Source organism: Methylobacterium sp. CM6246 (assembly GCF_054818005.1).
In genome coordinates this window covers 4,569,259-4,582,664 of the sequence record NZ_JBTXKY010000001.1, presented here as the reverse complement: position 1 = coordinate 4,582,664, position 13,406 = coordinate 4,569,259, and the positions used below count along the sequence as shown (strand labels likewise).

Genomic DNA, 13,406 nt, shown 5'->3' with positions numbered 1-13,406 from the left:
CCCGCTCAGGCCCATTCCCGAGCGGCGAGCTTCTGCTCGTAGGCGTCGATCGCGGCGGCGCGCTGCAGGGTCAGGCCGATCTCGTCGAGGCCGTTGAGCAGGCTGTGCTTGAGGCCGCCGTCGATGTCGAAATGCAGGGTGCCGCCGTCCGGCCCCTTGATGGTCTGGGCGTCGAGATCGACCGACAGGGTCGCGTTCGAGCCGCGCTCGGCGTCCTCGAACAGCTTCTCAAGGTCGTCCGGAGCGACCGTGATCGCCAGGATGCCGTTCTTCGCGCAGTTGTTGAAGAAGATGTCGGCGAAGCTCGTGGAGATCACGCAGCGGATGCCGAAATCGGCCAGCGCCCAGGGGGCGTGCTCCCGGGACGAGCCGCAGCCGAAATTGTCGCCGCACACCAGGATCTTCGCGTTCCGGTAGGCCGGCTTGTTGAGCACGAAGTCCGGGTTTTCGGAGCCGTCGTCCTTGTAGCGCATCTCGGCGAACAGGCCCTTGCCCAGGCCGGTCCGCTTGATCGTCTTCAGGTACTGCTTCGGGATGATCCGGTCGGTGTCGACGTTGATGATCCGCATGGGCGCCGCGACGCCCTCCAGCGTGGTGAATTTTTCCATCGTCTGCAGGCTCTTGGTGAAGGCACGGTCTGGCGCCGGTTTAGCAGCCTCGGCGGCGGGTCGGAAGCGTCAGGCCAGATCCCCGGCCTCGGCGCTCCGCAGGGTGCCGTCGTGGAGCGCCGAGGCGACCAGCGCCCCGGCGATCCCGGCCGCGCGCAGGGCCCGCAGGTCGTCCGCCCCGCGCACCCCGCCGGCCGCGTAGACCCGGCGGCCCGGGGCCCGCACGGCCCGGAGCGCGTCAAGGTCGGGCCCGGCCCCGGCGCCGACCCGGGCCAGCGTCATCGCGATCACGTCCGGCGGCCAGAGCCCCGGATCGTCGTGGAGCGCGGCCGGGCCGAGGCGCTCGGATCCGCGCGTATCGAGGGACAGCACGGCGCGTTCGCCGAGATCGGTGACGAGCCCGGTATCGTGCTGGCTCTCGCTGCCGATCACGGGCCGCCCGAGGCCGGCGGCGAGGAACGCCGCGACGCCCGCCGATTCGGAAAAGCCCGCATCGACCCACAGGCCGAGTCCCGGGCATGCGCGGGCGATCGCCTCCAGGGCCCGGAGGTCCGGCCTGATCCCGTCGATGATCGCGTCGAGATCGGCGACGTAGAGCGTTTGGGCGGGCCACGCGTCGAGAAGACCGCGCGCGATCGCATCGGGCGCGGAGCCCTTTGCCAAGGGCGTCTCGATCGGGGCATAGGAGGAGCGCTCGCCGCGGCGCGCCCGCACCACGCGGCCGCCGCGCAGGTCGAGCACCGGGATCACCGCGAAGCCGGGGCGCCCGAGTCCGTCATCCATCGAGGCGCGCGTCGCGGTCATATGCCCATGCCAGTCCCAAAGCAGATCGGGTGGGACCTCGGTGGGGTCCACGTCAAGGCCGCGCTGGTCGAGGATGGCCGGGTCGTGGCGGCGGCCCAGGTCCCGTGCCCGCTCTGGCAGGGCGTCCCGGCCCTGGACGGGTCCCTGGCGGCCTTGCCCGACTGGGCGCGCGGCGAGGCCCGACACGCGGTCACCATGACGGGCGAGTTGACCGACTGCTTCGCCGGCCGCCGGGAAGGCGTGGCAGCGCTCTCGGGCTGGGCCGAGCGGCACCTCGCCGGCCCGGTGCGGATCTACGCCGGCCGCTCAGGCCTCGTGGCCCCGAACGCGGCAGCGGAGGTTTTCGCGGACGTCGCCTCGGCCAATTGGCACGCCACGGCGGCGCTCGCCGGGCAGCATGCGCCGGACGCGCTCCTGATCGATGTCGGCTCGACCACTGCCGACCTGATCCCGATCGCCGCCGGCCGCCCGGCGGCCGCCGGCTACAGCGACGCCGAGCGCCTGGAAACCGGGGAGCTCGTCTATACCGGGATCGTCCGCACCCCGGTGATCGCGCTCGCCGACCACGCCCCCTTCGGCGGTCGCCGCACCCGGCTGATGACCGAGACGTTCTCCCACATGGCCGACGTCTACCGGATCCTGGGGCTGCTGCCCGAGGGGGCCGACCAGCAGGTCAGCGGCGATCGCAAGGGCAAGTCCGTCGCCGAGAGCGAGACGCGGCTCGCCCGAATCGTCGGGCGGGACCGCGAGGAGGGCACCCCCGAGGCCTGGGCGCTGCTGGCAGGCCACTTCGCCGAGGCGCAGCTGCGGCTGCTGCACGACGCCGCCGCCACCCTGCTGAGCCGGTCCGATCTCACCCCAGGAGCGCCGCTCATCGCGTGCGGCGCCGGCGCCTTCCTGGGCCCGCGCCTCGCCACGCGGCTCGGGCGGCCGACCATCCCGCTGGTGAGCCTGCTGCGCGGCCGGATCGCCGGAGAGCCCGACTGGATCTCGACCTGCGGGCCGGCGGTCGCCGTCGGCCTCATCGCCTCGGAGGACGCATTCGCATGAGCGCCATCAAGATCCTGGCCCGGGTTCTGACCACCCGGGTCGGGCCGCATATCGAACTGGCCGTGGAGACCGAAACCGGTGAAGTCCTGAAGGTGCTCGCCACCGAGGATCAGATCGACCGGCTGGTGGACGAATTGGAGGACATGCTGAACTCGCCCGTGGAGCCGGAGGATGGCGAGCCGCCGGAGGCGGCCTGAGGGTCGGCGGGTCGAGACCGGCCCTGAGACCGGCATGAGACCGGCATGAGCCTGATCGCCGCCAAGATCGCCATCACCCCGGCCCTGATGTGGGCCGTGTCGGCGGCGGCCCGCCGGTGGGGCAGCCTGGTCGGCGGCCTGCTGTCGGGCCTGCCGCTCACCTCGGCGCCGATCTCGATCTACCTCGCGCTCGAGCAGGGCAAGACCTTCGCGGCCGATGCCGCCGTCGGCTCGGCGGAGGGGCTGGGGGCGGTCACGCTCTGCTATCTCGCCTACGTGGTCTGCGCCCCCCGGATGGGCCCGGTCGCGGCCCTCTGCGCCGCCCTGTCGGCCTTCGTCCTCGGCGGTCTCGTGCTGCACGGGCTGATCCGGCCCGGGCTATGGTTCGCGGCGGCGATCGACCTGCCGGCCATGGCCCTGGTCGTGGCGCTCTGCCCACCGCCCGCCGGACCCGCGCCCGCCGGAGCGCGCCCGATCCCGCCGCGGTGGGACATGCCGGCGCGCCTCGCGGCCGCGACCGCGCTGGTCCTGCTGGTCTCCAACCTCGCGCCGTATCTCGGCTCCGGCCTGAGCGGCCTGCTGGCGCCGATCCCGATCATCTCCTGGCCGCTGATCGCCTTCGCCCGGTTCCAGGATGGCGTCCGCGCCTCCCTCGACGTGGTGCGCGGCAGCGCCCAGGGCGCCTTCGGCGTGCTGGCCTTTTATGGGTGCGTGCACCTGTCGCTCGGGCAGACCGGGCTGGTCACGGCCTACGCGGTGTCGATCGCGGTGTCGGCGGCCTGCGTGCTGCCGTGGCTGATCGTGGGGCGCCGCCGACGCGCCAAGCGTTCGGCCGCGGCCCGGCCGGCCTGATCGGACCGGGTCGAGGCGGGGTCACCCGTGTTCCTGGACGTAATCCCAGACCTTCGAAATGACGACCGATCCCTCGCCGACCGACGATGCGACGCGCTTCACGGACGCGGCGCGCACGTCGCCGACCGCGAAGATGCCCGGTTGCGACGTGGCATAGGGCGAGCCGGCGCCGACGGCTTCCCCGGTCAGGACAAAGCCGTTGCGATCGAGTTCGACGAGGCCGGACAGCCAGCCGGTATTGGGGGCCGCCCCCACCATGACGAACACCGCGCAGGTCTGGATCGTCCGGACCGTCCCGTCGGCGATGGTGCGGATCGACACCGCGTCGAGGGCGTCCTCCCCATGTAGCGCGCTGAGCTCGGCGCCGTACTCGATCGTGATGGCCGGATCCGCCTCCAGGCGGCTCGACAGGTAGCGCGACATCGAGGTTGCCAGCGACGGCCCGCGGACCAGAAGCCGGACATGCCGGGCGGAGCGGCTGAGGAACATCGCCGCCTGCCCGGCCGAGTTGCCGCCGCCGACAATGACGGTCTCAGTGTTCTTGCAATAGCGGGCCTCGATTTCGGTGGCCGCATAATAGACGCCCGCCCCCTCGAACGCCTCCAGGCGATCGATCGGCAGGCGTCGGTACTGGACGCCGGTCGCCACGACCACGGCCCGGCCGCGCACCCGCTGGCCGTTGTCGAAGGTCGCGCAGTACGCGTCGTCGTCGAGGCGCTCGAGCTTCGCCACGCGCCGAGGCATCGCGAACCGCGTGCCGAACTTCATCGCCTGGACTTCGCCGCGCCAGACCAGATCGGCCCCGGAGATCCCGGTCGGAAACCCCATGTAGTTCTCGATCCGGCTCGACGTGCCGGCCTGCCCGCCGATCGCAACGTCTTCGACCACCAGGGCGCGCAGCCCCTCGGCGCCCGCATAGACGCCCGCCGCCACGCCGGCTGGACCGCCGCCGACGATCAGCACGTCGAAAGCCTCGTCGTCGATCAGGTTGTAGTTCAGGCCGAACAGCTGCGCGACCTTGTCGGGCGTCGGGTCTGCGACGACGTTGTTCCGGCCGAAGATCACGGCCGGCCGGTCGGCGGGAACCGAACAGGTCGTGGCGACACCCGCGGCCTCCGGACTGCCGAGCGCGTAGGACCGATAGGGCAGGCGGTTGCGGCTGGCGAACTCCGCGATCCGCCGGACCGCCCGGTCGACGTCCTCGCCGATCAGGACGAGCGTGCCGTCGCGCGAATCGAGCTGCCGCCGCCGCCGTGCCGCCAAGACCGTGATGACGATGTCCGACATCTCGGGGATCTCGGCCATCAGACGCAGCATCGCGGCCCGCGGCACCTCAATCACATCCGTATCGGTGACCGTCCGCATCGGCATCGACCAGCTGCCGCCGTTGAGGAAGGAGATCTCGCCCATGAACTGCGTCGGCCCCAGGGTCGAGGGCAGGTGGCGCTCGTCCGTGAACGGGTTCACCACCTCGATCTCGCCGTCCTCGACATAGACGAAGCGGTCCGCCGGCTCGCCGGCGCGAACCAGGACGGTCCCGGCCGGGTAATGCCGCGGGACTCCCACGGCTCTGATCGCGGCGACATGCGAGGCCGCGAGGGGGACGCGCTGCATCACGCGCAGATCCGGGCCGATCGTTTCCATGGCCTGCTCCCTCGCACTTCTGCCGCCGTGACGCCCGGTCGGCCACGGGGGACGAGGACCCGTTCCAGGGGCGGGTTCGTCTTCGCGACCTGTGCGGGCGAATATCCGCCCGAGGTGCAACGAAGGATTGTCCAAGGTCAAGCTTGACCGGCCTGGCCCATCCGATTCGAGGGCCTTCGCCCAAACGCGCGACGGGCTCGGCCCGCCTGGTCATGCCCGGTCACAGCGTGCCGGTGACCGCAGTCTCCAAAACGAGAAGACCCGCGGCCGTGGGGCCGCGGGTCTTTTGAGAACACTCCGATACCAGTGGGTCAGGCGGCCGTGCGCTTGCGGGCTTCCTGCTTGGTATCGACGCCGGCCGCTTTGATCTCGGACAGCTTCTGGGCGACGTTGCGCGAGAACACGAACTCGGCCGGGCGCTGGTTCTCCAGGCTGACCTCGGGGGCCATCGCACCGTCGGTCTTGATGCCGCGGATCGCGTGAACGAGTGGCTTCCAGGGCTTGCGGACTGAATCGACCACCGAGGAGGCCTCGTAGCCCGAGTGGACCATGCAGTCGGCGCACTTCTCGTAGTTGCCGGTGCCGTAGGAATCCCAGTCGGTCTCTTCCATCAACTCCTTGAAGGTCGCCGCGTAGCCCTCACCGAGCAGGTAGCAGGGCTTCTGCCAGCCGAACACGGTGCGGGTCGGGTTGCCCCAAGGCGTGCAATGGTAGGTCTGGTTCCCGGCCAGGAAGTCGAGGAACAGGCCCGACTGCTGGAAGGTCCACTTCTCGCGGCCCTTCTCCTTGCCGTGACGGAACACGCCGCGGAACAGCTCCTTGGTCGCCTTCCGGTTCAGGAAGTGCTTCTGGTCGGGGGCGCGCTCGTAGGCGTAGCCGGGGGAGACGGTGATGCCGTCGATGCCCATCCGGGTCACGCTGTCGAAGAAGTCGGCGATCTTCTCGGGCGAGGAATTGTTGAAGAAGGTGCAGTTGATGGTGACCCGGAAGCCCATCTCTTTGGCCTTGGCGATCGCCGCGACTGCCTTGTCGTAGACGCCGCGCTGGCACACCGACTGGTCGTGCATCGACTGGTCGCCGTCCAGGTGGATCGACCAGGTGAAGTACGGGCTGGGCTTGTAGTCCTTGATCTTCTTCTCGAGCAGAAGCGCGTTCGTGCAGACGATCGCGAACTTCTTCTGGTCGATAATGCCTTGCACGATCTGCGGCAGATCCTTGTGCAGCAGCGGCTCGCCGCCGGCGATCACCACCACGGGTGCACCGCACTCGCGGACCGACTCAAGCGCGTCGGCAACCGGGAGACGCTTGTTGAGGATCTCGTCCGGGTAATCGATCTTGCCGCAGCCGGCGCATGCGAGATTGCAGCGGAACAGAGGTTCCATCATCATCACAAGCGGGTAGCGCTTGCGGCCCGTGAGGTGCTGCTTGAGGATGTAGCCGCCGATCTTCGCGACGTACCGGAGGGGGATACCCAAGATTGCGGCTCCTTGACTGCGTCGGCCCCGGGGCGATCGGGGTGCTTACCGCGAAAAAAACACGAATTCCAGCGCTCTAGCTTGGAACTAATCTGAAATGATCCCGTTTCGGCGGGACCATGACGACTTATTCTGTTCCTGACGCAACCGCGCCACACGGGCGGCGATCGGCAGGGAGGACGGATGGGATCGCCCGACGGTTGAGGACAGCACGCGCAATGCGTCCGCAATGCGACCGAAATCCCAAGATTTTGATCCCGATCCCACGATTGCAGTGCGGTATCGCACATCCGCCCAGGCGAAGACCGAGCCCCGGCCTTCGCGTTGCAATCTGGGATCGCCCTCTTTACTGAGCCCTGTGGCCGCGATGCAAGGGGCGGCCCGTACCGAGCGGCTGCGCGCGGGCCCGCATCGGACAGGTTCGACTTGCGCGCGCCCGCGGCGCGACCAGATCGGGCGGTGCGGCGTTCCCCGAACGCGAAGGTTGCTTGTGCGGCTCAGCTGCGCGCGCACGGACCTTGGGGCGTATCTCGGGCCGGACTTCACGCGGCCCGTCGAGCCCGGCAGGCCTTCGAAGCTGGTCGGGCCGATCCGGCCGGGGCATTTGGGATGAGCCGGTCGCGCATGGGGCGCGTCCGGGGCGAACAGGCAGGGTGCTCGTGATCGAAGGTCTCGTCGCGTTCTCGGTGCGGTATCGGTGGATCGTGATCGCCCTGATGGCGTTCGTCACGGTCGCGAGCCTCGGGGTTGCGGCGCATCTGTTCCGCATCAATACCGATGTCGAGCGGCTGATCGATCCCAAGGAGCCCTGGCGCCAGGACGAGATCAACTTCGAGAAGGCGTTCCCGCAGCGCGGCAACACCCTCGTGGCGGTGATCAACGGCGAGACGCCCGAGGAGACCGAGGAGGCGGCCGCCAACCTGGCCAAGGCGCTGAGCGCCCACAAGAACCTGATCGAGACCGTCTACCGGCCCGACGGCGGCCCGTTCTTCGACAAGAACGGCCTGCTGCTGATGCCCCAGGCCCAGCTCGACAAGACGCTGGAGGAGTTGACCCAGCAGCAGGGCCTGCTCGGCCCGCTTGCGGCCGACCCGTCCCTGCGCGGCGTGATGCGGGTGCTGTCGCTCGGCGCGCGGGGCGTGAAGACCGGAGACGCCAAGCTCGAAGACCTCGACAAGCCCATGGGGCAGATCGATGCGACCCTGCGGAAGGTACTGGACGGCAAGCCCGCCCGGATGTCCTGGCAGGAGCTGCTGGCCAACGGCGAGAGCAGTGTCACGGACAAGATGAAGTTCGTGATGATCCAGCCGGTGCTGGACTTCAACGCGCTGGAGCCCGGCTATCAGGCGACCAAGCTGATCCGCAACGTGGCGCAGGATCTCAAGATCAACGCCGAGAATGGCCTGCGCATGCGGCTCACCGGCACGGTGGCGGTGGCGGACGAGGAGTTCGCGACGCTTTCGGAGGACGCCGCCCTCAACAACAGCATCATCGTCGGCGCGATCGTGCTGTTCCTGTGGCTGGCCCTGCGCTCCGGCAAGCTCGTCGGCGCGGTGCTGATCACGACCTTCGCGGGCCTCATCGTCACCGCCGCCCTCGGCCTCGTCATGGTCAAGGAGCTGAACCCGATCTCGGTGGCGTTCGCGGCCCTGTTCGTCGGACTCGGCATCGATTTCGGCATCCAGTTCTCGGTGCGCTACCGGGCCGACCGCTACGAGCAGCCGACGCTCCAAAGCGCGATCCGGGCCGCCGCCCGCGGGGTCGGCTGGTCGCTGACGCTGGCCGCCGTATCGCTGGTGGCGGGCTTCTTCGCGTTCCTGCCGACCGCCTTCCGGGGCGTCTCGGAGCTGGGCCTGATCGCCGGCGTCGGCATGGTCGTGGCCTTCCTGTTCTCCCTGACCCTGCTGCCGGCGCTGATCGCGGTGTTCAAGCCCAAGGGTGAGAAGGCCGCGGTGCAGACCGAATGGCTGGTCGGCGTCGATCCGTGGATCATCCGCAAGCGCAAGCCGATCCTGATCGCGGTGGGCCTCGTGACCCTGGCCGGCGCGCCGCTGCTCTGGCACTTGCCGTTCGACTCGAACCCGATGCACCTGCGCAGCACCAAGACCGAATCGATCGCCACCTATCTCGACCTGATCAAGAACCCCGAGACCAGCCCGAACCTCATCGACGTGCTGGCCCCCAACGTGGACGCGGTGCCGGGCCTCACGAAGACGCTGGCGGCGCTGCCGGTGACCTCGTCGATCAACAGCATCGACACCTTCGTGCCGCGGGACCAGGACAAGAAGCTCGCTTCCATCGCCGACACGGCGCAACTGCTCGATCCGGTGCTCAATCCGGGCCGCAAGCCGCCGCCGCCGACCGACGCCGAGAACGTCAAGGCGCTCAAGGATGCCGCCACGGCGCTGAACGGCGTGGCGGGCGACGGGAAGGGCGGGGCCGCGGGCGTGCAGACCGCCAAGCAGCTTGCCGGCACCCTCGACACGCTCGCCGGTGGGCCGGTGCAGATGCGCGAGGCAGCCTCGGTCGCCCTCACGAAGGACCTCGTCCCGCTGCTCCAGCGGCTGCGCGACCTGCTCCATCCGGAGAGGATCACGCTCGACAACCTGCCGCCCCAGCTCAAGGCCGATTGGGTCGCAGCGGACGGGCGCGCCCGCATCGAGGTGCATCCCAAGGGCGATTCGAACGACGACGAGGTGCTGCGGACCTTCTCGGACGAGGTGCTGAAGGTCGCTCCCCACGCCACCGGTGCACCCGTGGCGACGACGCGGTCGACCTACACGATCCTGGGCGCCTTCGTTCAGGCGGCCATCACGGCGTTCGTGCTGATCTTCGTCATCCTGTCCGTGGCGCTCCGCAAGCCGTGGGACGTGGCGATGACCCTGGGCCCGCTGGTGATCGCGACCCTGTGGACCCTGATGGCCCTGCGCATCATCGGCATGCCGCTGAACTTCGCCAACATCATCGCCCTGCCGCTGATGCTCGCGGTCGGCGTCGCGTTCCACATCTACTACGTGATCGCATGGCGGGCGGGCGTCACCGACATGCTGGCCTCCAGCCTGACCCGGGCGATCTTCTTCTCGGCGCTGACCACCGGCAGCGCCTTCGGGTCCCTCGTGCTGTCAAGCCATCCGGGCACGGCCAGCATGGGCAAGCTGCTGGCGCTGTCGCTGTTCTTCACGCTGATCGCGGCGTTCTTCGTGGTGCCGGCGACCCTGGGCGAACCGCCCACGCAAGCCGACGACGACCGCCCGGAGGGCGAGAAGGCCGCGGCGGCCGCGCTTCGGAAGAGCGCCGCCCTCTCGGATCCGGTGCCCGCCAAGTAGCGTCCTCGTCACCGGGACGGACGCATCATCGAGAGCCCGGTGCGGGGACACGCCGGGCTCTCGATCCGTCAGAGCACCTTTTCGAAGAAACGGTCGGGGTAGGGGTCGTCGTTGAAGCGTTCGATCTCGACCCAGCCCGTCTTGCGGTAGAGCGCCAGGGCCTCCGGCAGGGCACTGTTGGTGTCCAGGCGCAGCGCCGTGACCGACAATGCACGGGCCCTGTCCTCGACGGCCTGCATCAGCCGTCCGGCCACGCCGAGGCCCCGGGCGACGGGGTCGATCCAGAGCCGCTTGACCTCGGCGACCGGGCCGCCGCTCCCCTTCAGGGCGACGCAGCCGACCGGCAGGCCGTCGGCCATCGCGAGCAGGAACGCTCCGCGCGGCCGGACCATCGCGGCCGCCTCCGGGTCGCGCGACAGGGTGACGTCGAACCCGGTCCGCAATCGGGATGCGAGTTCGGCGTAGTACGCCTCCAGGCAGGTGCGGGCGGCCTCGCCCCGGGGATCGACCTCCGCGATCGCGATCCTGTCGCGTCCGAGCATCAGGGCGACGAGATCCATCGCGCGCAGAAGGTCCTCGGCCCGGGGCGCCCGCGTCAGCACCGCCGAGGCGCGGGCGTCGGACAGGCCCTCGTAGGCCGCGAATTCCCGCTGCCCGGCCTCGGTCAGACGCGCGACCCGGCGGCGGGCATCGTCCGGATGGGGCTCGGTGACGACAAGACCCTCCTCTTCCAGGCTCCGCAGCAAGCGGCTCATCAGACCCGAATCGAGGTCGAGATAAGCGCGGATCTCGGCGACATCGGTCCGTCCGGCGCCGATCGCGTTGACCACACGGGCCGCCCCAAGGGGACGGCCTCGGCCGAGGAAGGAACTATCGAGAGCCCCGACCTCCGCGGTGACGGCACGGGCGAAGCGACGGAAGCGGGCAATGGAGTCGGGCGTCATGATACCTGACTTTAGTCAGGTATCATGACGGGTCAATCAGGGCGACTGGTCAAGCCCAGCAGCTACGCGGCGAAGTCCGAAAACCCGCCCCTGAGTGCCCCTGACGCGTCGGCGGCCGCCCGGGAGGCGGGGGCGATCAGCGCGTCGCGCTCGGCGCCGTAGACGTAGCCCGGCGCCTCGCCGGCAAAGCCACCTTCCGTGGCCGGGTGCGTGTACAATTCGGTGAGGCCGTCCGGGAGATGGGCCAGGAGCGCTGCGACCCGGGCCGGCGTCATCGCGCCGGACCAAGCGAGGCCGAGGGTCCGGTCCGGGATCAGCAGGCCGGCTTGGCGGGCGCGCACGGCGAGCAGGGCCGCCCAGGGGGCGATGTCCAGGGCCGGCCGGGGCCGGGCGCTGGCCTCGGCCCGGCGGAGCAACGCGCGAGGCTCCCGGGGCACACGGATCGCCCGCATGTCGTAGCCGCGGCCGATGCGCAGCACCGCGCCGGCGATCAGCGGATGGACGTGGAAGTGCTTGTGGGCGTTGACGTGGTCGAGGGCTAGGCCGGTCGCCCGGTAAGCTTCGAACTGCGCCTCGATCTCGGCGGCGAGCTGACGCCGGGCGGCTGGCTTCCGGGCGAGGTCGAGGCCGACGCGGGCCATGTCGGCGCGCATCAGGCCGGTCGCATCGGTGAGGTCGGGGAGTTGCGCCGCCGGAAGGGTCGGCCAGGCCTCCACCAGCACGAGATGGAGGCCGACCCGCAGGGACGGCATCCGCTTGGCCCGGGCCACGGCGTCGGCGGCGGCCGGCGCCGAGACCATCAGGCTCGCCGCGGTGAGGATCCCCTCACGGTGAGCCTGCTCGACGGCCTCGTTGACTTCGAGGCTCAGCCCGAAATCGTCGGCCGTAACGACAAGACGCTTCACAACGACCTCGTAAGGGGTGTCGAGAGGGCGAGCCCTCTCGCGGGTCCAGGGCGGAGCCCTGGGGAGGGTGCGGGGCGCTGCCCCGCCCCCGCCGGGGCCGCAGGCCCCGGACCCTGGTTCTTACGCCGCGTTGGCGGTGCCCTGACGCTCCTTGAGGAAGCGGTAGAACTCCACGCCCTCGCGCAGGCGGCGCTTCATCATGTCGGGGGAGCGCACCATCTCGCTGACGATGGAGGCGATCTTCGGGGCGCGGAAGTAGAACTTCCGGTAGAACTCTTCCACCGCCGCGAAGATTTCGGAATGCGACAGGTGCGGGTAGTGCAGCGGAGCGATCTGCACGCCGTTCTCATCGACCAGTTCGGCGTTCTCGATGTCGAGCCAGCCGTTCTCCACCGCCTGCTTGTACAGGAACGTGCCCGGATACGGCGCGGCCAGCGACGCCTGGATCGTGTGCGGGTTGATCCGCTTGGCGAAGGCGATCGTCTCCTGGATCGTCTCCTTGGTCTCGCCCGGCAGGCCCACGATGAAGGTGCCATGGATGGCGATGCCGAGGTCGTGGCAATCCTTGGTGAACCGCTCGGCCACCTCGACGCGCATGCCCTTCTTGATGTTGTTCAGGATCTGCTGGTTGCCGGACTCGTAGCCGACCAGCAGCAGGCGCAGGCCGTTCTCCTTGAGCACCTTCAGGGTCTCGCGCGGCACGTTCGCCTTGGCGTTGCACGACCAGGTCACGCCGAGCTTGCCCAGCTCGCGGGCGATCTCTTCCGCGCGCGGGAGGTTGTCGGTGAAGGTGTCGTCGTCGAAGAAGAACTCCTTGGTCTGGGGGAACTCCTTCAGGCAGTACTTGATCTCCTCGATCACGTGGGCGACCGAGCGGGTGCGGTAGGTGTGCCCGCCGACCGTCTGCGGCCACAGGCAGAAGGTGCAGCGGCTCTTGCATCCCCGGCCGGAATAGAACGAGATGTAGGGGTGCTTCAGGTAGCCGATGAAGTACTTCTCCATCTGCAGATCGCGCTTGTAGACGCTGGTGACGAACGGCAGCTGGTCCATGTCCGTCATGATCTCGCGGTCCTCGTTATGGACCACGACGCCGTTCTCGTCGCGATAGGACAGGCCCTTGATCTCAGACATCGGCGTGCCGTCGGCGACTTCCTTGACGGTGAAGTCGAACTCGTTGCGGGCGCAGAAATCGATGCAGGGCGCCTGGGCCATGGCGCCGGCGGCGTCGACCGCCACCTTGGCGCCGATCAGGCCGGCCTTGAGCTTCGGGTTGGCAGCCTTGAGCGCCTCGACGGTCTTCACGTCCGACTTGAACGACGGCACCGAGGTGTGGAGCACCACGAGGTCGAAATCGTTGGCCTGGGCAACGATCTCGGCGAGCTTGATGTTGTGCGGGGGCGCGTCGATCAGCTTCGAGTTCGGCACCAGGGCGGCCGGCTGGGCCAGCCAGGTCGGGTACCAGAACGACTTGATCTCGCGCTTGGCTTGATAACGGGAGCCGGCACCGCCGTCGAAACCGTCGAAGGTGGGGGCCTGGAGGAAGAGCGTGCGCATGGGGTTCAAGGCCTCAGGGCGTTGCCGGGGGAGGGGTGAGGAAGCGA

At 69.4% G+C, this 13,406-nt stretch carries 11 protein-coding genes; 4 read left to right on the top strand and 7 right to left on the bottom strand.

Annotation, left to right across the window (positions count from 1 at the left end; genetic code table 11):
* Window positions 1–5: 5 nt before the first annotated feature.
* Together leuD and ACYQPG_RS22220 are read right to left on the bottom strand one after the other, a co-directional pair.
* Window positions 6–608 (bottom strand): 3-isopropylmalate dehydratase small subunit, encoded by a 603-nt coding sequence (gene leuD / locus ACYQPG_RS22225; RefSeq protein ID WP_147909996.1) that lies wholly within the window; start codon window positions 606–608, stop codon window positions 6–8.
* A gap of 69 nt (window positions 609–677) precedes the next feature.
* Window positions 678–1,412: a HisA/HisF-related TIM barrel protein gene (locus ACYQPG_RS22220; protein WP_147939201.1), complete on the bottom strand. Its 735-nt coding sequence runs from the start codon at window positions 1,410–1,412 to the stop codon at window positions 678–680.
* A gap of 6 nt (window positions 1,413–1,418) precedes the next feature.
* Between ACYQPG_RS22220 and ACYQPG_RS22215 the strand changes: the two genes are divergently transcribed.
* Genes ACYQPG_RS22215 through ACYQPG_RS22205 form a run of 3 tightly spaced genes read left to right on the top strand, consistent with a single transcriptional unit; the run spans window position 1,419 to window position 3,511 of the window.
* Window positions 1,419–2,462, top strand: a complete 1,044-nt coding sequence (locus ACYQPG_RS22215) for a hydantoinase/oxoprolinase family protein (protein WP_461231778.1) — start codon at window positions 1,419–1,421, stop codon at window positions 2,460–2,462.
* Entirely contained in the window at window positions 2,459–2,659 is a 201-nt protein-coding gene (locus ACYQPG_RS22210; RefSeq protein WP_147939199.1) for a hypothetical protein, read from the top strand. Before ACYQPG_RS22215 ends, ACYQPG_RS22210 begins: the two co-directional genes overlap by 4 nt.
* Window positions 2,660–2,704: 45 nt before the next feature.
* Window positions 2,705–3,511 (top strand): hypothetical protein, encoded by an 807-nt coding sequence (locus ACYQPG_RS22205; protein ID WP_147907988.1) that lies wholly within the window; start codon window positions 2,705–2,707, stop codon window positions 3,509–3,511.
* A 21-nt stretch (window positions 3,512–3,532) separates the two neighbouring features.
* On the opposite strand, the gene ACYQPG_RS22200 is transcribed toward ACYQPG_RS22205, so the two are convergent.
* Entirely contained in the window at window positions 3,533–5,155 is a 1,623-nt protein-coding gene (locus ACYQPG_RS22200) for an FAD-dependent oxidoreductase (protein ID WP_461231777.1), read from the bottom strand.
* A gap of 311 nt (window positions 5,156–5,466) precedes the next feature.
* Complete coding sequence (hpnH, locus tag ACYQPG_RS22195; protein WP_147854312.1) at window positions 5,467–6,630, bottom strand: adenosyl-hopene transferase HpnH; 1,164 nt, start codon at window positions 6,628–6,630, stop codon at window positions 5,467–5,469.
* A 659-nt stretch (window positions 6,631–7,289) separates the two neighbouring features.
* On the opposite strand from hpnH, the gene ACYQPG_RS22190 reads away from it, so the two are divergent.
* Window positions 7,290–9,956, top strand: coding sequence for an MMPL family transporter (locus tag ACYQPG_RS22190; RefSeq protein ID WP_147907986.1), 2,667 nt, complete (start codon window positions 7,290–7,292; stop codon window positions 9,954–9,956).
* A 68-nt stretch (window positions 9,957–10,024) separates the two neighbouring features.
* Here ACYQPG_RS22190 and ACYQPG_RS22185 read toward each other — a convergent pair whose 3' ends face one another.
* From ACYQPG_RS22185 to hpnJ, 3 genes are all read right to left on the bottom strand, one after another.
* The gene (locus ACYQPG_RS22185; RefSeq protein WP_461231776.1) at window positions 10,025–10,900 is read right to left on the bottom strand and encodes a bifunctional helix-turn-helix transcriptional regulator/GNAT family N-acetyltransferase; all 876 of its coding nucleotides are present in this window, start codon (window positions 10,898–10,900) and stop codon (window positions 10,025–10,027) included.
* Window positions 10,901–10,962: 62 nt separating this feature from the next.
* A complete protein-coding gene (gene hpnK / locus ACYQPG_RS22180; protein ID WP_461231775.1) occupies window positions 10,963–11,805 on the bottom strand; it encodes a hopanoid biosynthesis-associated protein HpnK in 843 nt (280 codons plus the stop codon).
* A gap of 120 nt (window positions 11,806–11,925) precedes the next feature.
* Window positions 11,926–13,359 (bottom strand): hopanoid biosynthesis associated radical SAM protein HpnJ, encoded by a 1,434-nt coding sequence (hpnJ, locus tag ACYQPG_RS22175; RefSeq protein WP_147939195.1) that lies wholly within the window; start codon window positions 13,357–13,359, stop codon window positions 11,926–11,928.
* Window positions 13,360–13,406 lie beyond the last annotated feature (47 nt).

Bases quoted from the DNA above. Each gene is read 5' to 3' on its own strand.
- leuD (WP_147909996.1), bottom strand. From the start codon at position 608: ATGGAAAAATTCACCACGCTGGAGGGCGTCGCGGCGCCCATGCGGATC.
- ACYQPG_RS22220 (WP_147939201.1), bottom strand. From the start codon at position 1,412: ATGACCGCGACGCGCGCCTCGATGGATGACGGACTCGGGCGCCCCGGC.
- ACYQPG_RS22215 (WP_461231778.1), top strand. From the start codon at position 1,419: ATGCCAGTCCCAAAGCAGATCGGGTGGGACCTCGGTGGGGTCCACGTC.
- ACYQPG_RS22210 (WP_147939199.1), top strand. From the start codon at position 2,459: ATGAGCGCCATCAAGATCCTGGCCCGGGTTCTGACCACCCGGGTCGGG.
- ACYQPG_RS22205 (WP_147907988.1), top strand. From the start codon at position 2,705: ATGAGCCTGATCGCCGCCAAGATCGCCATCACCCCGGCCCTGATGTGG.
- ACYQPG_RS22200 (WP_461231777.1), bottom strand. From the start codon at position 5,155: ATGGAAACGATCGGCCCGGATCTGCGCGTGATGCAGCGCGTCCCCCTC.
- ACYQPG_RS22185 (WP_461231776.1), bottom strand. From the start codon at position 10,900: ATGACGCCCGACTCCATTGCCCGCTTCCGTCGCTTCGCCCGTGCCGTC.
- hpnJ (WP_147939195.1), bottom strand. From the start codon at position 13,359: ATGCGCACGCTCTTCCTCCAGGCCCCCACCTTCGACGGTTTCGACGGC.